Here is a 21,471-nt window from a genome sequence, read left to right as displayed (position 1 = left end):
GAAAAACGTCATCAAGATGGCAGTGATCGCCGTTCCGCCGCACACGACGGGCCATCCATTTCCGCGAGGCGCAACCCTTCCGAGACGAGAAAACGGATTAGCTGCCGAGGTATTCCCGGTACCGCCTACTCATTTCGCGAGGTCGATATACCTAATAATACTTCGTTAGAGCTAGTAAACTTGCGCTTCGGGCGAAGCGGGTCGACCGTTCGCGCGAGGAAGCGGGGCACACAACCGCATGTTTGGTGCCCACAGTCGCGCTGGTGCGCGTGAATCTTGACGCCATAACAACGGCTTGGGACTGCGGATTACGCCACAAACAGCCAATAATTACAAACCACTAACCAGAATTGGTAGCTTCCGCGCGCCCGCGTTTGGAGTCACATTGGCGTTTCGTTCCTGAGTATGAACGAAAACAGCCTGGGTTTCGGAGGATCTTAATCCGCTAATGCCCTTCAACCCAGCGCGTGGCGTAAGCGTAAACCAGAGTAAGCGTAAAGAATACATTGATTGATTGCGGATTTCGTTCCGCTTTGTCATTTAAAAAAAGCATAAAATTCGAAATGTATTTTAATGAAAGCGATATAAATCAAGTTACAATATTGTTTATTCCTCAAAAACGGAGCCAACCCAGAAAAATACCGTAAGATCTAAAGGTATTTGGTGTTGGCTCCCCTTTTAACTTTAACCCCAAAAACGCCGTCTCAGCGTCCTTGAAACGGCTCCTCGCCCGTCAAGCCCTCTTCTCGCTCTCACTCCAGTCGAGTGCCTTCAGCTCTTCCCGAAAGGAAGCCGCTGGACGCTTTCAGCATGATCTGCTCCTCCTGTCGGGTCTCCCTGAACAATGAAACGGCCGCGAGAGATATGTTCGCGGCCGTCCGATCACATCGCACTCAGCGAGCGCTGCCGCCCGAGCCCTACTTCTTCTCGAGTGCCTGCGTGAGCTGGTCGACGATATCCTGCTGCGACTTCAGGCCGGAGGCCGTCAGATAGAGCTTGGCGGAGTCGAGGTAGACGACGTGGCCGTCCTTCCAGGCCTTCGTCTGGCGCACCAGTTCGTTGTCGAGCAATGCCGCTGCGGGCTGCGCCTGCTGGCCGATTGCCGCATCGCGGTCGACGACGAAGATCCAATCGGGATTGGTCTCGAGAATGTACTCGTAGGAAACCGCCTGACCGTGGGTCGCTACCTGCAGTTCCGCATCGGCCGGCTTGATGCCGAAGACATCGTGCAACACGCCGAAACGCGATCCCTTGCCATAGGCGCTGATCTTGCCGCCGGTGGTGAGCAGGATCAGCCCGGTGCCCTTCTCAGCCGCAATGCCGCGAAGCTTTTCGATCGAGGCATCGAGCTTTTCGACGCTCGCTTTGATTTCCGCTTCCTTGCCGAAGACCTGGCCGAGAATCTCGGCATTCTTCTTGACGCTGCCGATGAGGTCCTTGTCGTCGGAGGTCAGATCGATCGTCGGTGCGATCTTGGCGACATCGGCATATTTCGCCTGCGATCGACCACCGACGATCACCAGGTCCGCCTCTGCGGCATTGATGGCTTCGTAGTCGGGCTCAAACAGCGTGCCGATCTTCGGATAGCTGTCGGCCTTGTATTTTGCGAGCGAAGGCGGGATTGCCGCGCCGGGAACGCCGGCAACGGGAATGCCGAGCATATCCAGCGTCTCCAGCATGCCGAAGTCATAAACCAGCACCGTCTTCGGGTTTTTCTCCACGTCGGTGACGCCGCTGCTGTGTTCGATCTTCAGCGTCTCGGCCATGGCGGTCGGCGCGCCGGCGATTGCGAACGCCGCCGCAATGACGAGGCTGCGCAGACCATTAGAAATCGAATATATATTCATGACTATTTTCCTCATCTTTTATCGGCCGTCGTAGCGCGATTTTCCGGCGAGGGCAATGCACAGCTTCCGCTTGCCGAAGATGCCGCAGAAAACTTGACGAAGCCGATCATATATAAGACTAAGGCGAACCGTCCGCGGAGTGCCACTGCGCGGTGGCAAGCTTGAGCCTTCCACGAGAGCGTCGAGCGCAAACGGGCAAGGGACATGCAGGCGGTGGTCAAAACGAACAACAGGCAGAGCAGGCCCGAATGATGAAGCCGGCCCTGATTGCCATCCCCGTCATCCTCCTGCTTGCCGCCGTCAGCGTCTTCACGGGCGTCGGCAGCCTTGCCGCAGCCGACGACGGGCGTGGCTGGTTCCTGGTGGTCGAGAGCCGCCTGCCGCGCACGCTTGCGCTGATGCTCGCAGGCGCCGGCCTCGCGGTCTCCGGTACGATCATGCAGATGCTGGCGCGCAACCGCTTCGTCGAACCGTCGACGGCGGGCACCGCCGAGTCCGCCGCGCTCGGAATGCTGCTCGCCGTGCTCATCGCCCCCAACCTGCCGGTCGCCGGCAAGATGGTTTGCGCGGCGCTGACAGCGCTTGCCGGCACAGCCCTGTTCCTGCAGATCCTGCGGCGCATTCCCTTGCGTTCGGCCCTGATGGTGCCGCTCATCGGCCTCATGCTCGGCGGCGTCGTCAACGCCATCACCACCTTCATCGCCTATCGCTACGACCTGATGCAGTCGATGGGCGCCTGGATGTCGGGTGACTTCTCGGTGGTGCTGCGCCGTCGCTACGAGCTGTTGTGGATCGGTCTCGCGCTCACCCTCGTCGCCTATGCGACCGCCGCGCGCTTCACCGTCATCGGCATGGGCGAGGCGATCGCGCGCAATGTCGGCCTCAACTACGACAGGGTCGTAGCGCTCGGGCTCGCCATCGTCTCCATGGTTACGGCAACGATCGTCGCCACTGTCGGCATGATCCCATTCCTCGGCCTCGTGGTTCCAAACATCGTCAGCCTGATCATGGGCGACAATCTCAGGCGCACGCTGCCCGTAGTCGCCGTCTCCGGCGCCGGCCTGGTGCTCGCCTGCGATATCGTCGGGCGGCTCCTGATCGCTCCCTACGAGATCCCCGTGGGAACCGTCATGGGCGTTATCGGCAGCCTGATCTTCCTCCAGCTCCTGCTTTCGAGGCGCTCCCATGCAGGCTGATGCCAAGAGGATCGCACCCTCCACCATCCTGCTTGCTTCGGCCGTGCTTGCACTCGTGTCGATGGTCGCTTTCATGACCATCGGTGCCAAGGGGAGCTGGTCCTTCCTTCTCTCTTTCCGCGGCACGAAACTGCTCGGCATGGTGCTGGTCGCCTATGCGATCGCCGTCTCGACGGTCCTGTTCCAGACGATCTCCGGTAACCGCATCCTGACGCCATCGATCATCGGCTTCGATGCCATGTATACGTTGCTGCAGACGATCATGGTGTTTTTCCTGGGTGCTGCGGGCGCCGGCAGCGTCGATCCGCGGCTGCAGTTCCTTGTCGAAACGGCGGTGATGGTCGGCCTTTCGCTTCTGCTGTTTCGGGCGCTTTTTTCCGGCGCCAGCCGCAGCCTGCACCTTCTGATGCTGGTCGGCGTCATCCTCGGCGGCCTGTTCCGCAGCCTTTCGTCTTTCCTGCAGCGCATCCTCGATCCCAATGAGTTCGTAGTACTGCAGGACAGGCTGTTTGCAAGCTTCAACAGCATCGATGCCAATCTGCTCGGCATTGCCGCCGTCGCTACCCTGGCCGTGACCTTCGTTCTATGGCGCCTTTCGCCGACCTTCGACGTGCTCTCGCTTGGCCGAGAAGCGTCGATCGGCCTTGGCGTCGATCATCAGCGCGTCGTCACTCTTCTGCTGGTGCTGATCGCCGTGCTGGTGTCGGTCTCGACTGCGCTCGTCGGGCCGGTGACATTCTTCGGCCTGCTGGTCGCAAGTCTCGCCCGGCAGCTGACGCCGACCGCCAGCCACCGCTACGTGCTGCCGGTCGCCGTTTGCATCGCGATCGCCACGCTCGTCGGCGGCCAGGTCATCCTCGAGCGGCTGTTCTCCTTCAACACGACGCTCAGCATCGTCATCGAATTCTTCGGTGGCCTTGTCTTCATCTTCCTGCTGGTTCGAGGTTCCGCCCGATGATCGAAATCCACGAGGTGACGAAATCCTACGGTGGCAATGCGGTGGTCGACCGGGTGTCGCTGACGCTGCCGGCTGGCGGTCTGACCTCGATCATCGGTCCGAACGGTGCCGGCAAGTCGACGCTGCTGTCGATCGTCAGCCGGCTGATGCCGATGGATACGGGCAAGGTGCTGGTCGACGGTCTCGACGTCAGCCGCACGGCTGGCGACGTGCTTGCCCGGCGGCTCTCGATCATGCGCCAGGACAACCACATCACCGCCCGCCTCAGCGTGCGCGACCTCGTCGCCTTTGGCCGTTATCCCTATTCCAAGGGGCGGCTGACGGCAGCCGACGCCGAACATATCGAGCGCTCGATCGCCTATCTCGGGCTTGAACCCTATCAGAACCGCTTTCTCGACGAACTCTCCGGCGGCCAGCGTCAGCGCGCCTTCATTGCCATGGTGCTCTGCCAGGACACCGACTACATGCTGTTCGACGAGCCGCTGAACAATCTCGATATCAAGCATGCGGTCGAGACGATGAAGCTGTTGCGGCGCCTCGCCGACGACTTCGACAAGACCGTGGTCGTCGTTCTGCACGACATCAACTTCGCCTCCGCCTATTCCGACCGCATCGTCGCGATGCAGGCCGGTCGCCTCGCCTTCGAGGGGTCGCCGGAAGACATGATCGTGCCGTCCCGCCTTCAGGCGATCTTCGACGTCGATTGCCGCGTTCACGCTGTCGGCGAAACGCGGCTGGTCAACTATTTCGAATAGGTCGGGAACGCAAAGCGCGCTGCACGAAAATTCCGTGCAACGCGCCTTGATCGATTGAGCCAGCACTTGTGCTCGCCACCCTAGCCGGCGACGCCGCGCGCACCCTCCTTGCCGATCCGCGCAGCATCCGCGGCATGATCCTCGTCCGTCACCGAAGAGAGCCTCTTCAGCCGACGGCCGAGCTTCGTGTTGATGTCGTCCATCACGGTGAACATCACGGGCACGAAGACGAGGCTCAGCATCGTCGAGGTGATCAGGCCTCCGATCACCGCGATTGCCATCGGCGCCCGGAAGGCGGCATCGGCGCCGACGCCGATCGCGGCGGGAACCATGCCGGCCACCATGGCGATGGTCGTCATGATGATCGGTCGCGCGCGGGTGACGCCTGCCGTCAGCAGGGCCGTTCGCCGATCGGCACCCTCGTTGCGGCACTCGATCGCATGGTCGACAAGCAGGATCGAGTTCTTGCAGACGATGCCCATCAGCATGAGGATGCCGATCGTCGACGAGAGATCGAGCGAAGCGCCGAAGAGCAGCATGGCGAGCGCCGCTCCGCCGATCGACAGAGGCAGGGCCACCAGGATGGTAATCGGCTGCAGGAAGTCCTTGAAGAGCAGCACCAGAACCGCCGCGACCATCAGGATGCCGGCCAGCAGTGCAAGCGCGAAGTTGCGGAACATCTCCGACATATATTCGGCTTCGCCGTAGTTGGCCTGCGACACGCCCAGGGGCAGTTCGGTCATGGCCGGTAGCGCCGAGATCGCCTCGAACGCAGTCCCGAGCGTGATGCCGTTGAGATTGGCCTCGACGGCGATCAGACGCTTGCGATCGAGACGTTCAACGCTGCTTTCCTCCGCACCGAAGGATATATCGGCGACCGAGGTCAGCGGCACCACCGTGCCGGCATTCGTGCCGACCCTCAGATTGCGTAGCGTGTCGACGTCACCTCTGGCCGCCTGGTCGAGCATGACCCGGATCGGCACCTGGCGGTTGCCAAGGTTGAAGCGCGCCGAATTGCTTTCGCTGTCACCCATCGTGGCGATGCGGGCGACGGTGCCGATCGAGGTCACCGAGACACCGAGCCTTGCTGCCTCGTCGAAGCGCGGCTTGACCAGCAGTTCCGGCGAAAGCAGCGGCTCGGTGGACTGGACGTTGACCAAGCCCGGAAGCGCACGCATCTCCTTTTCAAGACGCCGTACCGAAGCCATCAGCGCTTCCGGATCGTCACTCGTCAGATAGATCGAGAGATCCTTGGCTCCCTCGACGGACGAGAACGTTGCCTGGATATCGGGCGTTGCAGCCAGCAGCGGGCGGAGCGACAGCTCGAAGGACTTGCGATCGAGCCCGCGCTCCTTGCGCGGCTTGAGCTTGATGCGCAGGGAGACCTCGTTGAGGTTTTCCGCCGTCGCCAGAACGTTTTCGACCTCCGGCCGCGCCTTGATCTGGCCGACCAGATCATCGGAAATGCGGGCGGTTTCTTCGAGCCGCGTGCCGGGGGGCAAGATGATCTTGAGTTGCGAGACGTTGCTGTCGCTCGTCGGTAGGAAGCCGGTCGGCAGCATGGTCAAGAGCCCGATCGAGCCGATGAAGATCAGCGCGACCAGCGACAAAGCCGTCTTGCGATGATCCAGGGTCCAACCGAGCAAGCGTCGATAGCCGTTGGCGATACGCGATGGCTTGCCGGCATGGCCATGGCCGCCCCTCGGTCGCAGCAGGTAGGCCGCCATCAACGGCGTCAGCAGGCGTGCCACCGCCAGCGAGAACAGCACGGCGATCGCGACCGTCAGGCCGAACTGCTTGAAGTACTGCCCGACGGCGCCGCCGATGAAGCTGACCGGCGCAAAGACCGCGACGATCGTCAGGGTCGTGGCGACGATGGCAAGACCGATCGCATCGGCCGCGTCGATCGCCGCGATGAACGGGCGTTTGCCCATGTCGACGTGGCGTTCGATATTCTCGATCTCGACGATCGCGTCGTCGACGAGAATGCCGATGACGAGCGTCAGCGCCAGCAGGCTGATGCCGTTGAGCGTGAAGCCGAGCAGGTCCATCACCGCGAAGGTCGGCAGGATGGAGAGCGGCATGGCAAGTGCAGAAATCAGCGTCGCTCGCCAGTTGCGCAAGAAGGCGAAGACAACGACGACCGTCAGGATCGCACCTTCGATCAGGGCGGTGACAGCCGCGTCGTAGCTTTCTTGCGTGTATTCGACGAGCGAGATCAGCTCCGTGAATTCGACGCCGGGCATACGTGCGCGGATCTCCTTCAACCGCGCGGCAACGGCGTCGGCAACGACGGTGTCACTCGATCCCTTGCTGCGCGAAACCGAGAAGCTGACGACCGGCTCGCCGTCGACGCGCGCGAAGTTGCGCGGCTCGGACGACGTATCCTCGATCGTCGCTATGTCGGAGAGCTGCACCCAGCGGCCACCTGACAGCGGGATCGACAGGCGCGAGAGCTCCTCGACCGAGCCGGCGCTGCCGACCGTGCGGATCGACTGCTCGCGGCCGCCGATCTCCCCGCGTCCGCTCGGGATATTGGTGTTGATCTCGCGCAGTGCCGTATTCACCTGGTCGGCCGTCACGCCAACCGCCAGCAGACGCTCGGGATCGAGCGATACCCGGACCTCGCGATTGACGCCGCCGAGCCGCTGCACCTTCTGCACGCCGGGCAGCGTCAGCAATTCGCTGTTGATCGTATCGTCCACGAACCAGGAGAGCTCCACGGGCGACATGTCGGGGGCGCGTACGGCGTAATAGACGATGGCGCTGCCATCCACATCGAGGCGCGAGACGATGGGTTCCTGGATCGACTGCGGCAGGTCGGAGCGGATCTGCGCCACGGCCTCGCGCACGTCGTTGGCGGCACGGTCGGGATCGGTGCCGATCTTGAATTCGACCGTGGTCGTCGACACGCCATTGGTGATGGTCGAGCGCATATGGCTGACCCCGACAAGGCCGGCGGCCACGCCTTCGACACGGCGCGTGACCTGCGTTTCCATTTCGGCCGGCTGGGCGCTCGGCTGCGTGATCGTCACCGTCACGACCGGAAACGACACACTCGGATTGGCGTTGACCGGCAGCCGCAGGAACGAGGCGATGCCCATCAATGTGAGGACAACGAAGAGAACGATCGTCGGAACGGGCCTTCGGATCGCCCAGGCAGAAATGTTGCTGGTCATTGCTGCTTGCCCGTCTGCGCCGGCTGGACATCTTTCGCCAGGACCGCTTCGCCTTCACGCAGCGACACCCCGGCCTTGAGAACAATCCGGTCACCGGCTGCAAGCCCGGAGACGATCTCGACCTTGCCACCCTGGCGCATGCCCGGCTGAACCGTCTTGCGCGCCACTTTGCCCGCATCGACGACGAAGACCGAAACCGTGCCGTCGGGAGCCCCGTAAAGCAGCGCGGAATCGTCGACCATGATCGCCTTGCGTTCGGCCACCACGATCTCCGCCCGGCCGAAGGTGCCGGCAAAGGGCGGCTTGCTGGTATTCAGCGTGACCTGCGCGGTTCCGAGCCGGGTTTCGCGGTCGATCTTCGGATTGATCACGCGCACTTTGCCCTCGATCCAGTCACTGCGGCCGGAGAGCTTGACCTTGACGACCTGGCCGACGGCAAGTAGCGGCAGTTCCGTTTCCGGAACTTCGGCCGCAAACTCGATCTCGCCCTCGCGGATCAGCTTGACCAGCGGGTCAGAGCCCGCAAGCGCACCGGCACGGGCGAGCCGCTCGGAGACGATGCCTGCGGCGGGAGCCACGATCACGGCGCGTTCGAGTTTACGGCGTGCCTCGGCCTCGAGTGCTTCCGCCTGTTCGTAGTCGGCCCGTGCGACCTTCACCGCCTGTTCGGCGATCGCAAGCGCAGAGACACGCTCCTCGAGAATGGTTTCGGCCTGAAGGTGGCGCAATTGCCGGGCCCGGGCGAGCTTCCTCTGCTCCTGCGTGACCGTTTCCGCCTCCCGCGCCATCGTGGCACCCGCACGGGCCACCCGGCCCTCCGCCTCGCGCAGAAGGTTTTCCAGCATGTCGGTCTCGAGCCGGGCAATCACCTGCCCGGCCGCAACCCGGTCGCCGATCTCGACTTCGACTTTGGCGATACGCTGATCGGTCAAGGTCGTGCCGACCGCAATCTCCTCGCGAGCGACGAAGATGCCGGCGAAGGACCGGGTCCACTCCTGCGGGCGGCTGTCGGCCACGAGTGTCGACACCGTACGGCTGATAGCCGCGCTATCGACAGGAACGGACGCGGCCGCCTCCCCGGAGGCGTGCGCCACACCACCCGTCATGGCGAGCGCAATGAGCGCAGCAAGCATGACTTTCAACTCAACTGTACGTCTCATTTCATTGGCTTTCCATTGGTGAGGCCAGTCGGATCGCAAACACGGGCGCTCCAAGCTGCCGGCCTCGAGATCGGGCAATCTGCATCGAATAATTATTAGATTAGTCAATCTAATAATTTGATCCATCAAACGCGACAATTGTAGGGCAGATTACATACTATCATTGCGGGAAGATGGCGGAGTTCCTGTCGGCTGGCGACCTTGACACCGGCGCACCACCCCACGAAATTAGAGTGCTCGCTCTAATAATGAGATTGCCCTGCAAGGAGAATTGGCGATGCGCAAGGTCGACCCCGAGAAACACGCCGCCAAACGTCGACTGATCCTCGATGCGGCAATCACCTGTTTTGCGCGCAAGGGCTTCCACGGCACGTCGACTGCCGAAATCTGTGCCGAGGCAGGCATGAGCCCGGGCAATCTCTTCCATTATTTTCCGACCAAGCACACCATTATCGCGGCGATCGTGGAGGAGGAACGTCAAGAAACGGCGGAGATCTTCCGCAAATTGGGTGAAGCCGAAGACCTCTTTGCTGCTCTGCTCGGTTTCATGGACACCGTTCTCGAGCTTGCGGGCGACCCGACCTATTCGAGCCTCGCGCTCGAAATCGCCGCTGAAGCGATGCGTGACGAACGGATCGGTACGCTCGCCGCCGCCAATGACGCAGAGCTTCAGGGAGCCCTTGCAGCGCTGCTTCGGGGTGCGGCTAGCCTAAATCAGATCGATCGGACTGTGGATGCGGACGGTGCTGCCCGATGGATTGCCGCAATCATCGACGGCATCTTCAGCCGGGTCGCTATCGACCCCGGCTTCAAGCCGAAGCACGAAGGCACGATGCTGCGGCTTCTCCTGACCCGGTTTCTGCGCCCGCAGGGCTGACGCCTTCGAACGGAATGACCGCAGCGAGCATTCTCTCGCCGCGGTCGTTGATTTCAGGCCCACCAGCTTTCGCCGGAGGTTCCCTCAAGACGGAAGCAATATCAGGAATGCTTCTGGATGATGCCGTAGACGATGTTCCGGTTGGCACCGAACTGGACGCGCGCATCGACGGCAGCTTTGCCCGCGCTCTTGTGGATGATGTTCCACATGTCCGCCTCCGAACGCAGCAGCAGTGCCCAGTTCATGAAGGTCTCCATGTAACCGTCAACGCCGATATCCTGGGCGAAGTTGGCAAACAGGAAGACACCATTCGGCTTCAGCATCTGCAGGCAGCGGTGGGTCAGCTTGATGGCCACCTTGTCGGCAAGATAGTCATAGAGGCCGGCAGCATAGATGAAGTCGAACTTGCCGAGCTTCTGATCGCGGCCAAGCAGGCTGCGGACGGAGCCATCAACGCCTTCGATGCAGGTTCCGGCGAAGTCGCGGCTGATCGAACCGACGCTGAGCGGGTCCTGGTCGAGCGCCACCCAGCGCTTGATCCGACGCTCCTCAAGCGCCACCGAGCGATTGGCCTCGCGCAAGTGGCCGGCTGCAATCGTCAGAATTTCCGCCTGCGAACCGCGGCTGGCCGCGATCTCGTCGACGTGACGGGTCAGGAGGTCGCGACGCTCGCGCACCGCAACCGAGGAGGACGCGTCCTTGGTGTAGTCATAGAGCGCTCGCCCGGTGGGCGATGCCCGCTCGATCTCCTTGGCAACGCTTGCATGACCATAGATGAAGTCAAGCAACTGCGCGTCGCCCGAGTAGCCCCTGGGCTTTTCGGAGGACCATCGGGTGAACGGGTCCTGGAGGAAATATTCCGACACCGGGTGTGCCTGGGCGATCGGTATCAGTTCCTGCCAGACGTTCGGGTGGAACTTGGCCCTGGTTTCATGGAGAGCGGCTGCAAGCCGGTCGATAATCTTCGCCGGGTCCGTTCCCTGCAGGAACTGCTCCTGGGCAATCCTGAGAATCACTGCGAGCTCGGCCCTGCCGACCGTGAGCTGTTCGTCGTGCCGCTCGCCCCTGGGCGAAACGAACTCATCAGCCATCGCCTTGGGAGTAATCAGGCTTTGACCATCGAAAACCGTCTGAAATTGGCGCACGCGAGACCATCCGTTAATGCTTTGTTAACAATGGTCGCGAAGATGCGCGCATTACGGCTCGGTTTGCAAGTTTTTGTATATAATAAGGTAAATTCTCGTGCTTCCTCCCTTTGGGTTACGCCTAATCCTAGGCGTTCCGGCCCTTTAATTTAACAAAACTTAATGGACACCTCCTATCATCCCACCCGCACCACTCGTCCCTGTTGCAGGCGTAAAGTGGGGGGCAAGCATGGAGTGTCCGAAACAACGTCCATTGATGGAAAAGCGACGACAGATTTCCGTTGACCGTGACGCAGCGCGATGGATCAGTGCATGAAGCACACGTTGGCCGACGTAGTTGACATCGACCTACATAAGCAGCCGCACAGGCCGCATTTGGCTGAGCTTCAGACACTCTATCGAATGGAGGGCGAGGCTGGCCGGCGTGCGGCGACGAGGCAGGGCCTCTGGGTCGCGGTTGCCGTCTATCTGTCGTTTTTCGCGATCGACATTCTGCTGGTCCCTGATGTCGCCTTCAATACGATACTCGCGCGCCTCGTCGTCGGCATCGGCGCGCTTTTGACCTTCGAGATCCTGTATCGCATCAAGGCCCGAACCAAGTGGCTCGACGGCACCTGCGCCGCTGCACTGGTCTTCGGCTACATCGGCTGGCTCGTGCCTGCGATGATGACGGCCGACGTCGGCAGCATGTCCTACTACATGATCTTCGGCGCGATCTTCATGATGGGCGCCAATCTCTTCTTCAGTTTCCGCTTCCGCCTCTCGGTCGTCGCCTCCGGGATCGTGTTGACGACGTTCTTCATCGCTCTCTCGTTCTTCTCCGAGCAAGATCCTGCCTATCTGATCGCCTTCGGGACCTTTTACGTCTCCTGCTTCATCTTCACCTCCTATGTAAACTGGAAGCTCAACCGCGAGCGCTACAAGGTGTTCCTCAACGCCTTCGAGGCGAAGATCCAGCAGAACGAAGCCTCGGAACGAGGAATGGCGCTGCTGCGGCTATCCAACACCGATCCCCTGACCGGTCTGGACAACCGCCGCGCCATCGACCAGCAGCTGCGCGACTATTGGAACGATTGGCAGAAGCTCGGAAAAAGCTTTGCCGCTATGCTGATCGACGTTGATTTCTTCAAGAAATACAATGACTGCTACGGCCATCAGGAGGGCGACCGCTGCCTCGTTCTGGTGGCCAATGCGCTCGGCGAGGCGATCAAGGACTATAACGGTTCCATCGGTCGCTATGGCGGCGAGGAGTTCATCGTTCTTGCCCGCCTGGACACTCTGGAGCAGGCAGCCGAGCTGGCCGAGGTGATCTGCCGTACCGTCGAGAACATGCGGCTAGTGCATGAGCAGCGCCGCGATGGCGTCTCCATCGTCACCGTCAGCGTCGGTGCCGCCTTCACGCGCAATCAGACCGGCGCCAAGCTCGAGAAGATCATCCACGAAGCCGACCGTGCGCTCTATGCCGCCAAGGCGAGCGGCCGAAACTGCGCGAAGCTGTTCGACCCGAACGACCCGCAAAGCAGCGACGAAAGCGAGAACATTGCCGCGCTTCTGAAGATCGCGGTCGATCAGAACCTGGTATCGCTCGTCTACCAGCCGATCAGGAACGTGATGACCGGTGAGGTCGAGGCCGTCGAGGCCCTGATGCGGCTGACGATGCTGGACGGCACGTCGGTTCCGCCGAGCCTTTTCATTCCGGTTGCCGAGCGAACCGGCGCAATTCTCGACCTCGGTCGCTGGGCGATCAAGACCGTCTGCCGCGAACTTCTCGTCGACAACCATATCCCGCTCGTCAGCGTCAACGTCTCACCGATCCAGCTGAAGACTCCGGGCTTTGCAACCTCGGTCGCCGCGATCCTCGGAGAGACCGGCGTGGCCGGCAGCCGTCTTGCCTTCGAGATCACCGAAGGGCTCGAAATGGAGATGCATTCGGGCATCCTGCGCTGCATCAGCGACCTCGAAACGCTGGGCATCAGGATATGGCTGGATGACTTCGGCACGGGCTTTGCCGGCCTCTCCTGGCTGCGCCTGATCGAATTCGATACCGTAAAGATCGACCGGTCGTTCCTGCACGATTGCAATACCCCCAAGGGGCGCGCCATGCTGCAGGACATCATCGGGCTGGTGCGAAACCGCGGCCACAAGATCCTGATCGAAGGCGTAGAGACCGACGAGCAACTGGCGCTGATGCGGCGCTTCCGGATCGACCAGGTCCAGGGCTTCCACGTCGGCCGCCCTGCGCCGGCAGAGACTTTCCGTACGCCACCGGACAAGCCGCGCATGCCGCTGCGAAACGGCGCCCGATCCTAGCCGGGCCCACGCTCGATCCGGAAGCGCATAGTGCGCGCTTCGGAGCCGGCTTCAGCCAAAACACAACCTTAACATAGCCCGCGAATACATGTTGCGCTTCGACCGGGTGGAGACGTAGTATACCGGAGCTTACAGTGCCGCCGGATACAATCTCACATTGTGACCATGGGAGCGTGCATGACCATGGAAAGTCGGCAGGACAGCCGGGTCAAGTCGGCAGTTGCCCCACCCACCGACGCGGAAATTCTGGCACAACTCGATCGAATTCGCCGCAGCGCCGAGTTCGATGCGCCGGAGCGTGATCGCAAATTCCTGACCTATGTCATCGAGGAAACGATTGCGGGCCGAGGAGATCGCATAAAGGCCTATTCGATTGCAACCGAGGTCTTCGGCCGGGATTCCTCTTTCGACCCGCAGACGGATCCGGCGGTGCGGATCGAAGCCGGCCGCATTCGCCGGGCGCTCGAACGCTACTACCTCGTTGCCGGGCGAACCGATCCGATCGTCATCAGCATCCCCAAGGGCGCTTACGTGCCAACTTTCGAACGGCGCATCGATGCGTGGCTCCCGTCGCACACGGAAGCCAAGGAAAGTGCCGCACAAAAACCAGCCACGCTACGCACCCGGCGAGGAGCCTGGCTCACGGCGGCAGCCATGGTCTGCGTCGGTGGCGGCCTGGCAGCCGGGGCGCTCCTCCTTCACGAGGATGACAAATCGATCGTTCGCCTGCAGCCGACGATCCCGAAGCTCGTCGTCACACCATTTGAAGACCTGTCAGGAACCTCCCAATCGGCGAAAATGGCCCGCGGGCTCACTGACGAGGTCGTCGGCAACATCGCCAAGTTCAAGGAGATCACCGTCACCACCCGTGAAGGGCCCGATGCCTCGCCGCAGGGTGGTCCGGTCTTTGCCCTGGAGGGTCGGGTCCGGTTCGACGGCGAAAGACTGCGGCTCGTGGCGAGACTCATCCAGCGGTCCGATGGATCGGTGGTATGGACGAATGCCTACGACGAGCGTCTGGAAACCGGCAAGACTATCGACCTGCAGGTGAAGGCGGCCGCCGCTGTGGCTGGCGCCGTGGCACAGCCCTATGGTGCCATTTTCCAGGCAAACGCCACGGCGTTCAAACAGTCGGTTCCCGATGACTGGCAAGCTTATGCCTGCACCTTGAGCTATTACGGCCATCGCGGCGACGTCGGTGCGCAAGGCCAAGCCGGGGTGCAGGAATGTCTGCAACAGGCGACGCGACAGGTGCCAACCTACGCGACGGCCTGGGCCTTGCTGTCGATGTCCTATATCGACGCCTTCCAGGATCGTCTCGATCGCTCCTCCTCGGTAACGCTGGAGCGGGCAACCGAAGCTGCAGCCCGTGCTGTGGAACTGGATCCCCAGGACGTGCGCGCCCTTGAGGCGCGAATGCTTGCCCTGTTCTTCCGCGGCGATGTCGATGCTGCCCTGGCCGTCGGCGCGCGCGCACTTGCGATCAATCCCAACGACGCCGAGCTCGCCGGCGAATACGGGTTCCGGCTGGCGCTTTCAGGCCAATGGGATTCCGGCTGCAAGCTGCTGTCGGAAAGCGTCGCCCGCAACTTTGGTCCCGCCCGCTATTTCGAAGGAGCGCTTTCGGTCTGCTCCTACTTCGGGGGCGACTATGTCACCGCCGAGCGATGGGCGCGCATGGCCGATCTTCGCACCCATCCGTTCTCCCGCGTCATGCTTCTGGCCACGCTGGGCAAGCTTGGCAAAGATGCACAGGCGCAGGAAGAAAGGAAGTGGATCGAAACCAACCTGCCAGGCCTGCTTGAAGGTATCCCACAGGAGGTCGCTCTGAGGCTGCGCCGTCCGCAGGATCGGCAACAGCTTGTTGATGGCTTGCGCAAGGCGGGCGTGCCGATTCCCGAAACCGAATTCGAACAGGCACGCACAGACAGTTCGATCCACTGACCAAGGCGCGGCTCAAACCGGCCGCGGCGATTGCGATGCGTCGGATTGGGGTTTTTCGCGTACGGTGCCCCCCTGCATCCAGACCATCAGCAGATCGTGGACCACACTGAGGACGATGGGGCCCAGGAAGAGGCCGATCAGCCCGTAGGAAAGCGTGCCGCCGAGCACCCCGAGCAGGATGACCAGCGTCGGCGTCGAAAGTCCGCGAGCCACCAGGATCGGCTTCATCACATTGTCGATGACGAAGAGCGGGACCAGCAGAATGGTCATAAGCAGCGCTGGACCGAAATCCATCGTCACCCAGGCCCAGATGATCACCGGAAGCAGGACCAGCGCGGGCCCGATCTGGATGATGCAGAGAACAAGCACGACGAATGCGATCGCACCCGGCGCCGGAACATGGAACAGGCCGAGCACCAAGGCACAGAGAAAGGCCTGCAGCAACGCGACGCCGATGACCCCGCGTGCCACGTTGCGGATCGTCGCTGCCGCCAGACGCAGGAAGCCGATGCCCCTGTCACCACCGATCCTGCCGGAGAAACGTTGCGCCATCTCCGCCAGCCGTTCGCCGGAGCCGAAAAGAAAGCCGGCCACCAAGACGGACACCACGAAGCTCAGCACCTCGGCGCCGATGCTCGCAATTTTGCCGAGCGCCTTGCTGCCCGCCTGCACCAGCGAAGGTTCGAGCTTGCTCAGGAGAGCTTCGAAATTATCCGATGCCATGCTCCAGGCGGCATGAACCCGTTCACCGACGATCGGCCACTCGCGAACATATTCCGGTGGTACCGGCACTCTGAGCGAACCGTCGGCAAGTTTTGCGAGCAGCGCCTGGAGCCCTTCGGCAAAGCTGACCGCAATCGCGGTCAACGGGGCGACGATGACGGCCAGACAGGTCAGCGTGATGAGAAATGAAGCCAATCGCCGCGAGCCGAGAAGGCGGCCAAGTCGGGCATAGGCCGGGTAGAGCGCCACGGCAAGGATGGCCGCCCAGATGAGAATGATGGCGAATGGCGCAATCAGCGTCAGGGACCAATAGGCAAAAAGCCCGACGATGCCGATCCTGGCGATATCGGTGATCTTCGCCTCGAAGGACGGGGGACCGGTTGGCCCATCGCGAACCGCGCCCGTTCGGGAAGGATCATCAACCATTCTCGCCCCTCACCCTTGATGTGGCAAATCAATGCGCCGCTGCGGCTTCTCGGGGCCCGCGTGTCACTGAATCCAGTATGGCTGGACCTGTCCCAGACAGGCAGCATACCGTCCCTCGTGCAACAGTCATGCGGATCGTACGCTGGCGATGGCCGATAGGCAGTAACATACAGTAGCATACGTCATTCGGGCTTCCCCATCGGCTAGCCTCCCCTAGAGATACCTGTGACAGACGGCAGTAGAAATATAAGCTGCGACAGCATCAAGCTCTGGTTGCAGCAGAAGCGTCGACAGGGGGCTGTCACGCGCGCTTGTCCAAGCGCCCGCGCGCCTCAGCCAACAAAGGGAGGCTGGATAGATGATCCGGAAAACGATCATCGCGCTCGGCAGCGCAGTGACGATACTGGTTTCAACGCCCATCACGGCCGTCATGGCCCAGCAGACAGCGAGTGCGCCAGCCGCTGAGCAGCAGACAGCGCCGGAACCACTCAGCGACGACGAACTCGAAGTTCTGGTCGCGCGCATCGCGCTCTATCCGGACGAGCTGGTGGCGCTTATTTCCGCTGCCGCGCTCTATCCGCTGCAGATAGTCGAGGCAGAACGGTTTCTGGAGGCTCGCCAGAAGAAACCCGACATGAAGCCAAAGGACGATTGGGACGGTAGCGTCATTTCGCTGCTCAACTATCCCCAGATCGTCAAGATGATGAGCGAAGACCTCGAGTGGACGCAGGCTTTCGGCGACGCGATCGCCAATCAGCAGAAAGATGTGCTGATCGCGATACAGCAGTTGCGCGACGAGGCCGTCGCCAAGAACATCATCAAGAGCGACGACAAGGTGAAGGTGGTCCAGGAAGGCGACAACGTCATCATCCAGGCAGCCAACCCCGAAACGATCTACGTTCCGCAGTATCCGCCGGAGATGCTGTACGAGCCGAATTATGCACCGGCGCCGATCGGCTACTATGAAGAACCCTATCCGGCCTATTGGTATCCGGGGGCGGCCTTCTTCGCCGGCGCGGTGACTGGGGCTGCCTTCGCGGCGATCGTCGACTGGGACGATTGGGGCGTCTGGGGCGGCCGCTGGAACGGCGGCGACATGGACATCGACTGCAACAACTGCTTCAACAACATCAACGGCAAGGTGAAGTGGAACGACATCGACTGGAAGAATGTCGATCGCAGCAAGATCAACTTCGACCGCGACCAGCTTCAGCATTTCGACCGAAACAGCATCAAGAACAACATCAAGGCAAACGGCAACAACAACCTGCGCAACCGCGCCGCTGAGATCAACCGCGATCGGCCGAACGCGCGGCCCGGCGGTGGTGGCGGCGGTCAGATCCGGGACGTGCGCAAGAGCACGCTCGATGGGCTGAAGGCCCAGCAGAGGCCGGCAGCGCGGCCCGGTGGTGGCGGGCAGGGGGTTGCGAAAGCGCGGCCCGGCGACGGCAAGCCGAGCCTCAACCGCCCTGGCGGCAACAAGCCTTCGCAAGTGAACCGTCAGGGCGGCAAGAAGAAGATGGCCGCCAAGGCGCAGAACCGACCGAACAGGCCGTCGGGCCTCGGCAACGTCAATCCCGGGCGGCGTGAAATCAACTCGTCACGCCGCGGCGGTCAGAGCATGGGCGGTGGCCACCGCGGCGGCGGGCGGCCACAGATGAGCCGCGGCGGCGGCAGGCCGCCAATGCACCGCGGCGGCGGTGGTCGCGGCGGCGGCGGCGGACGCAGGCGTTGAACGGATCATAGGAGAACGACCATGGCAAAACTCTTTCATCCGTTTCTCCTCGGAACGGCGATCGCCCTCACGCTGGCCGCCGTGCCACTCAACGCGTCTTTCTCGCAGACACAGACGCCGGCGGAACAGGCGCCAACGGATCAAATGGCCGCAGGCCTCGATGCCTATGCGGCCGACGAGGATCCGCCGATCTTCGATGATCCCGCCAAGGCGGTCGACGACTTCAAGGCGAAGCTCGCCGCCAACGATTTCGACGGTCTGGCAAAGCTTCTGGGGCTCAATGCGGAGAAGCTGAAGGCCGGTGAAGGGGCGATGGATACCTTTGCGCTCATTCGCGAAGGTGCCGCCCGCAACGTCGTCGTCCGCGATCTCGAAGGGCGCAAGATCATCCAGCTCGGCGATCGGCTCTGGCCCCTGCCCTTCCCGATCACCAAGGGCGAGGACGGCAAATGGGCTTTCGACACCTATGTCGGGCTTGAGGAGATCGTCAATCGCCGCGTCGGCGAGAACGAGCTCGAGGCAATCGATACGGTACAGGCCTATGTCGATGCGCAGAAGGAATACGCCTCGCAGGATCGCGACGCCGATGGCGTGCTCGAATATGCCCAGAAGCTGATCAGTACACCTGGCCAGACGGACGGGCTCTACTGGCCGGCCGATCAGGGCGATGGCGAAAGCCCGGTCGGCGACGCGATCAGCGAGGCAGCCTTGGAAAAGGCCAAGGCCGGCCAAGGCTACTTCGGCTACCGCTTCCGCATCGTGACCTCGCAAGGCGATAACATTGCCGGCGGGCGATATGACTATGTCATCAACGGCAACATGATCGGCGGTTTCGCCTTGATCGCCTGGCCAGTCAGTTATGCCGAGACCGGCGTCAAGACCTTCGTCGTCAACCAGCAGGGCATCGTCTACGAGCGGGACCTCGGGCCGAGCACCGAGCAGATCGTGCCCTTCATCGATCGTTTCGATCCCGATGACAAATGGGACGTGGTGCCCGATTGAGCGCCGATCTCAGTTGACGATCTCCTGTCGGGCCGGATTTCCCCCCCGGCCTGAATGGGCGAACGGATCGACGACATCGGTTGCCGAGGTCTTCTGACGGTTTCGACCACCTATGCGTCAACTTGTGCAAATCTCAGCGGCATGTGCAGCGAAACGCGATAGCGCGTCGGCCCGACATGACCGGCGGTCAACGATGCACCTTCCGGAAAATGCGTCCTGACTCGATGAGCGACATTGGCAAGTCCAATGCCGAGGCCCTCGCCCGCCTTGCCGGAAGCGGACGTGGCAACGTCGTTTTCGACGGACAGATTGAGCGTCCCTCCAACCCGAGCCGCCCGGATGTGAATTTCGACCTCGCCGATCGAACGGCCGACGCCGTGCTTCACCGCGTTCTCGACCAACGGCTGCAGGATCAGGCTTGGAACCATGGCACCCTCGAGTTCGGGAGGGATGTCGATACGAACGACCATTCGATCCGAAAACCGCTCCTTCTCGATATCGAGATACTCTTTCTGCAGAGCCATTTCGTCCGCAAGCCGTAATTCGCGCATCGGATCGAGCTGCAGCGTCGACCGCAGAAACCCCGAGAGCGACATGATCATCCGCTCGGCCCGCTGCGATGCCCCCTCCTCCACCAGGCCGGTGATGGAGTTGAGCGTATTGAAGAGGAAATGCGGGTTTATCTGATATTGCAAGGCACGCATCTGCGCCGCCAGCGCCTCTTCGCGCGAGGCAATCAGTTTCAAATCCCGATCGCGGACCTCCATGTGATTGAGCAACGCCACGAAGAGAAACGACCAGCCAAAGAAGATCGACATGCGGTAACAGACCGCGTAGCCGTAATCCATGATGTTGAACGGCGCGACGACGGGCGACATGATCAGCGTGTAGAGGTAGTAGTCCAGCAGCGACATACCGAGGGAGCTGACCAGGGAAAGCAGCAGGCACACGAAAATTTGCGTGGCATACCGCTGCCTTCTCATGCGGCTGAGCAGATGCGCAAACAGAATGGCCAGAACGACAAAGACCGCTTCAAGGACAAGCTTGCCAACGAACGGCTTAAGGGGATTGTCACCGATTGTGAGCCAGATCGGACTACTGATCAGCAATTCGGCGGCTGCATAGATCAAAGCCAGGCGCAGGGTCGTTGCGGGAAATCGACGGCCATCCAGGAAGCTGTCGGTCGGAATGGTGATGTGTTTCATGCAAACTCTATCACGCTGGTTTCAGGTGGCTTTGTTCGGGCGACGTGACCGCCTGGCTGCGCCCGGTTTGGGTTATTTGAAAGGGCAAACAAAGAAATTTAGCAACTAAAAGGTTTACTCACCGTTCTCAACCGCGCCAAGATTGCGTCGGGAGGGGAGACCGATCGGTCGTTGGGGGCGCTGATGTACTGCCGACGATCCGCCTGTCGAACGAGATCATCGAGGAGACCCGCACTTGGCTGGCCTTGGAGGATTGGGATTTCGACGGGTAATTTTGAGAAGCTGGTCTGCCTTGCCGTCTTCCGTCGTGGTCCGGAGGGTGGACCGACGCATTGGCTAGGGCTGTGCCTAGAACGTCAAAAAGCCCGCGGACGTTTGTGTCCTGCGGGCTTTTTGGATGTTTGGTTGCGGGGGCAGGATTTGAACCTGCGGCCTTCAGGTTATGAGCCTGACGAGCTACCGGGCTGCTCCACCCCGCGTCATCGCGGTAAATCCCTATGGGATTTATCCGCTCTTTCCGGGTTTTGCCGAAGGCAAAATCCCGTTTAATCCGGTCCGAGTTTTGCGAAGCAAAATCTCGTTGTTTGTCTGTGCCGAGCAAATCNCGTCATCGCGGTAAATCCCTATGGGATTTATCCGCTCTTTCCGGGTTTTGCCGAAGGCAAAATCCCGTTTAATCCGGTCCGAGTTTTGCGAAGCAAAATCTCGTTGTTTGTCTGTGCCGAGCAAATCGGTAGGATTTGTCTCGTGTTATCCGTGTCGATCCTAGCAAAACAAAAGGGCCGCTTGGTGGCGGCCCGTGTTCGGCAGGGCCGAAGTGTGTGTCGAGAAGATGTTTCGGTTTGTTTCCGCCGCTACCTTATCCTTCTCGGCGATGCCTCGAAGGGGAGCGGCGGTTGTTTCTCTTGCGCTTTGCAGACCTGGCAGCGACCTACTCTCCCGCGTCTTAAGACGAAGTACCATCGGCGCTGGGGCGTTTCACGGCCGTGTTCGGAATGGGAACGGGTGC

Annotated in this window: 14 protein-coding genes, 1 tRNA gene and 1 rRNA gene; 8 read left to right on the top strand and 8 right to left on the bottom strand. The window is 61.4% G+C overall.

Translation table 11 applies throughout. The features are described 5' to 3' along the window. Nucleotides 1-917: 917 nt before the first annotated feature. Nucleotides 918-1,847 carry a siderophore ABC transporter substrate-binding protein gene (locus tag ASE60_RS26020; RefSeq protein ID WP_057254500.1) on the bottom strand — a complete coding sequence of 310 codons (930 nt, stop codon included), beginning with the start codon at nucleotides 1,845-1,847 and terminating at the stop codon, nucleotides 918-920. A 251-nt stretch (nucleotides 1,848-2,098) separates the two neighbouring features. On the opposite strand from ASE60_RS26020, the gene ASE60_RS26015 reads away from it, so the two are divergent. Genes ASE60_RS26015 through ASE60_RS26005 form a run of 3 tightly spaced genes read left to right on the top strand, consistent with a single transcriptional unit; the run spans nucleotide 2,099 to nucleotide 4,756 of the window. Beyond that, nucleotides 2,099-3,043 (top strand): iron chelate uptake ABC transporter family permease subunit, encoded by a 945-nt coding sequence (locus ASE60_RS26015; RefSeq protein WP_057254811.1) that lies wholly within the window; start codon nucleotides 2,099-2,101, stop codon nucleotides 3,041-3,043. Continuing rightward, nucleotides 3,033-4,001, top strand: a complete 969-nt coding sequence (locus ASE60_RS26010) for an iron chelate uptake ABC transporter family permease subunit (protein ID WP_057254499.1) — start codon at nucleotides 3,033-3,035, stop codon at nucleotides 3,999-4,001. The genes ASE60_RS26015 and ASE60_RS26010 overlap by 11 nt, the downstream gene beginning before the upstream one ends. Next, entirely contained in the window at nucleotides 3,998-4,756 is a 759-nt protein-coding gene (locus tag ASE60_RS26005) for an ATP-binding cassette domain-containing protein (protein ID WP_057254498.1), read from the top strand. The genes ASE60_RS26010 and ASE60_RS26005 overlap by 4 nt, the downstream gene beginning before the upstream one ends. Nucleotides 4,757-4,836: 80 nt before the next feature. On the opposite strand, the gene ASE60_RS26000 is transcribed toward ASE60_RS26005, so the two are convergent. Beyond that, nucleotides 4,837-7,935, bottom strand: a complete 3,099-nt coding sequence (locus ASE60_RS26000) for an efflux RND transporter permease subunit (protein ID WP_057254497.1) — start codon at nucleotides 7,933-7,935, stop codon at nucleotides 4,837-4,839. Further along, a complete protein-coding gene (locus ASE60_RS25995; RefSeq protein ID WP_162261329.1) occupies nucleotides 7,932-9,095 on the bottom strand; it encodes an efflux RND transporter periplasmic adaptor subunit in 1,164 nt (387 codons plus the stop codon). The genes ASE60_RS26000 and ASE60_RS25995 overlap by 4 nt, the downstream gene beginning before the upstream one ends. A gap of 277 nt (nucleotides 9,096-9,372) precedes the next feature. Between ASE60_RS25995 and ASE60_RS25990 the strand changes: the two genes are divergently transcribed. Beyond that, nucleotides 9,373-9,972: a TetR/AcrR family transcriptional regulator gene (locus ASE60_RS25990; protein ID WP_057254495.1), complete on the top strand. Its 600-nt coding sequence runs from the start codon at nucleotides 9,373-9,375 to the stop codon at nucleotides 9,970-9,972. A 101-nt stretch (nucleotides 9,973-10,073) separates the two neighbouring features. Here the strand turns inward: ASE60_RS25990 and ASE60_RS25985 are convergent, their stop codons facing one another. After that, complete coding sequence (locus tag ASE60_RS25985) at nucleotides 10,074-11,117, bottom strand: class I SAM-dependent methyltransferase (protein ID WP_057254494.1); 1,044 nt, start codon at nucleotides 11,115-11,117, stop codon at nucleotides 10,074-10,076. A gap of 312 nt (nucleotides 11,118-11,429) precedes the next feature. On the opposite strand from ASE60_RS25985, the gene ASE60_RS25980 reads away from it, so the two are divergent. Together ASE60_RS25980 and ASE60_RS25975 are read left to right on the top strand one after the other, a co-directional pair. After that, nucleotides 11,430-13,427, top strand: a complete 1,998-nt coding sequence (locus ASE60_RS25980) for an EAL domain-containing protein (RefSeq protein WP_057254493.1) — start codon at nucleotides 11,430-11,432, stop codon at nucleotides 13,425-13,427. 177 nt (nucleotides 13,428-13,604) lie between these two features. Next, complete coding sequence (locus tag ASE60_RS25975; protein ID WP_057254491.1) at nucleotides 13,605-15,371, top strand: hypothetical protein; 1,767 nt, start codon at nucleotides 13,605-13,607, stop codon at nucleotides 15,369-15,371. Nucleotides 15,372-15,383: 12 nt separating this feature from the next. Here the strand turns inward: ASE60_RS25975 and ASE60_RS25970 are convergent, their stop codons facing one another. Next, nucleotides 15,384-16,520 carry an AI-2E family transporter gene (locus ASE60_RS25970; RefSeq protein ID WP_057254489.1) on the bottom strand — a complete coding sequence of 379 codons (1,137 nt, stop codon included), beginning with the start codon at nucleotides 16,518-16,520 and terminating at the stop codon, nucleotides 15,384-15,386. Between the two features lie 358 nt (nucleotides 16,521-16,878). Between ASE60_RS25970 and ASE60_RS25965 the strand changes: the two genes are divergently transcribed. Together ASE60_RS25965 and ASE60_RS25960 are read left to right on the top strand one after the other, a co-directional pair. Beyond that, a complete protein-coding gene (locus ASE60_RS25965) occupies nucleotides 16,879-18,255 on the top strand; it encodes a DUF3300 domain-containing protein (protein WP_057254487.1) in 1,377 nt (458 codons plus the stop codon). A gap of 21 nt (nucleotides 18,256-18,276) precedes the next feature. Beyond that, a complete protein-coding gene (locus tag ASE60_RS25960; RefSeq protein WP_057254484.1) occupies nucleotides 18,277-19,257 on the top strand; it encodes a DUF2950 domain-containing protein in 981 nt (326 codons plus the stop codon). Nucleotides 19,258-19,367: 110 nt separating this feature from the next. Here the strand turns inward: ASE60_RS25960 and ASE60_RS25955 are convergent, their stop codons facing one another. The 3 genes from ASE60_RS25955 to rrf form a co-directional block, all read right to left on the bottom strand. After that, the gene (locus ASE60_RS25955; RefSeq protein ID WP_057254482.1) at nucleotides 19,368-20,462 is read right to left on the bottom strand and encodes a histidine kinase; all 1,095 of its coding nucleotides are present in this window, start codon (nucleotides 20,460-20,462) and stop codon (nucleotides 19,368-19,370) included. 402 nt (nucleotides 20,463-20,864) lie between these two features. After that, a tRNA-Met gene (locus tag ASE60_RS25950) sits at nucleotides 20,865-20,941 on the bottom strand. Nucleotides 20,942-21,380: 439 nt separating this feature from the next. Beyond that, nucleotides 21,381-21,471: ribosomal RNA gene (gene rrf, locus ASE60_RS25945) — 5S ribosomal RNA — on the bottom strand; the annotation flags it as partial.

The organism is Ensifer sp. Root278 (assembly GCF_001429285.1).
Lineage (GTDB): Bacteria > Pseudomonadota > Alphaproteobacteria > Rhizobiales > Rhizobiaceae > Ensifer.
This window is presented reverse-complemented; position numbering and strand designations above follow the sequence as displayed.

Coding starts and splice junctions, on each gene's coding strand:
- ASE60_RS26020 (WP_057254500.1), bottom strand. CDS start 1,847: ATGAATATATATTCGATTTCTAATGGTCTGCGCAGCCTCGTCATTGCG.
- ASE60_RS26015 (WP_057254811.1), top strand. CDS start 2,099: ATGAAGCCGGCCCTGATTGCCATCCCCGTCATCCTCCTGCTTGCCGCC.
- ASE60_RS26010 (WP_057254499.1), top strand. CDS start 3,033: ATGCAGGCTGATGCCAAGAGGATCGCACCCTCCACCATCCTGCTTGCT.
- ASE60_RS26005 (WP_057254498.1), top strand. CDS start 3,998: ATGATCGAAATCCACGAGGTGACGAAATCCTACGGTGGCAATGCGGTG.
- ASE60_RS26000 (WP_057254497.1), bottom strand. CDS start 7,935: ATGACCAGCAACATTTCTGCCTGGGCGATCCGAAGGCCCGTTCCGACG.
- ASE60_RS25995 (WP_162261329.1), bottom strand. CDS start 9,095: ATGAGACGTACAGTTGAGTTGAAAGTCATGCTTGCTGCGCTCATTGCG.
- ASE60_RS25990 (WP_057254495.1), top strand. CDS start 9,373: ATGCGCAAGGTCGACCCCGAGAAACACGCCGCCAAACGTCGACTGATC.
- ASE60_RS25980 (WP_057254493.1), top strand. CDS start 11,430: ATGAAGCACACGTTGGCCGACGTAGTTGACATCGACCTACATAAGCAG.
- ASE60_RS25975 (WP_057254491.1), top strand. CDS start 13,605: ATGACCATGGAAAGTCGGCAGGACAGCCGGGTCAAGTCGGCAGTTGCC.
- ASE60_RS25970 (WP_057254489.1), bottom strand. CDS start 16,520: ATGGTTGATGATCCTTCCCGAACGGGCGCGGTTCGCGATGGGCCAACC.
- ASE60_RS25965 (WP_057254487.1), top strand. CDS start 16,879: ATGATCCGGAAAACGATCATCGCGCTCGGCAGCGCAGTGACGATACTG.
- ASE60_RS25960 (WP_057254484.1), top strand. CDS start 18,277: ATGGCAAAACTCTTTCATCCGTTTCTCCTCGGAACGGCGATCGCCCTC.
- ASE60_RS25955 (WP_057254482.1), bottom strand. CDS start 20,462: ATGAAACACATCACCATTCCGACCGACAGCTTCCTGGATGGCCGTCGA.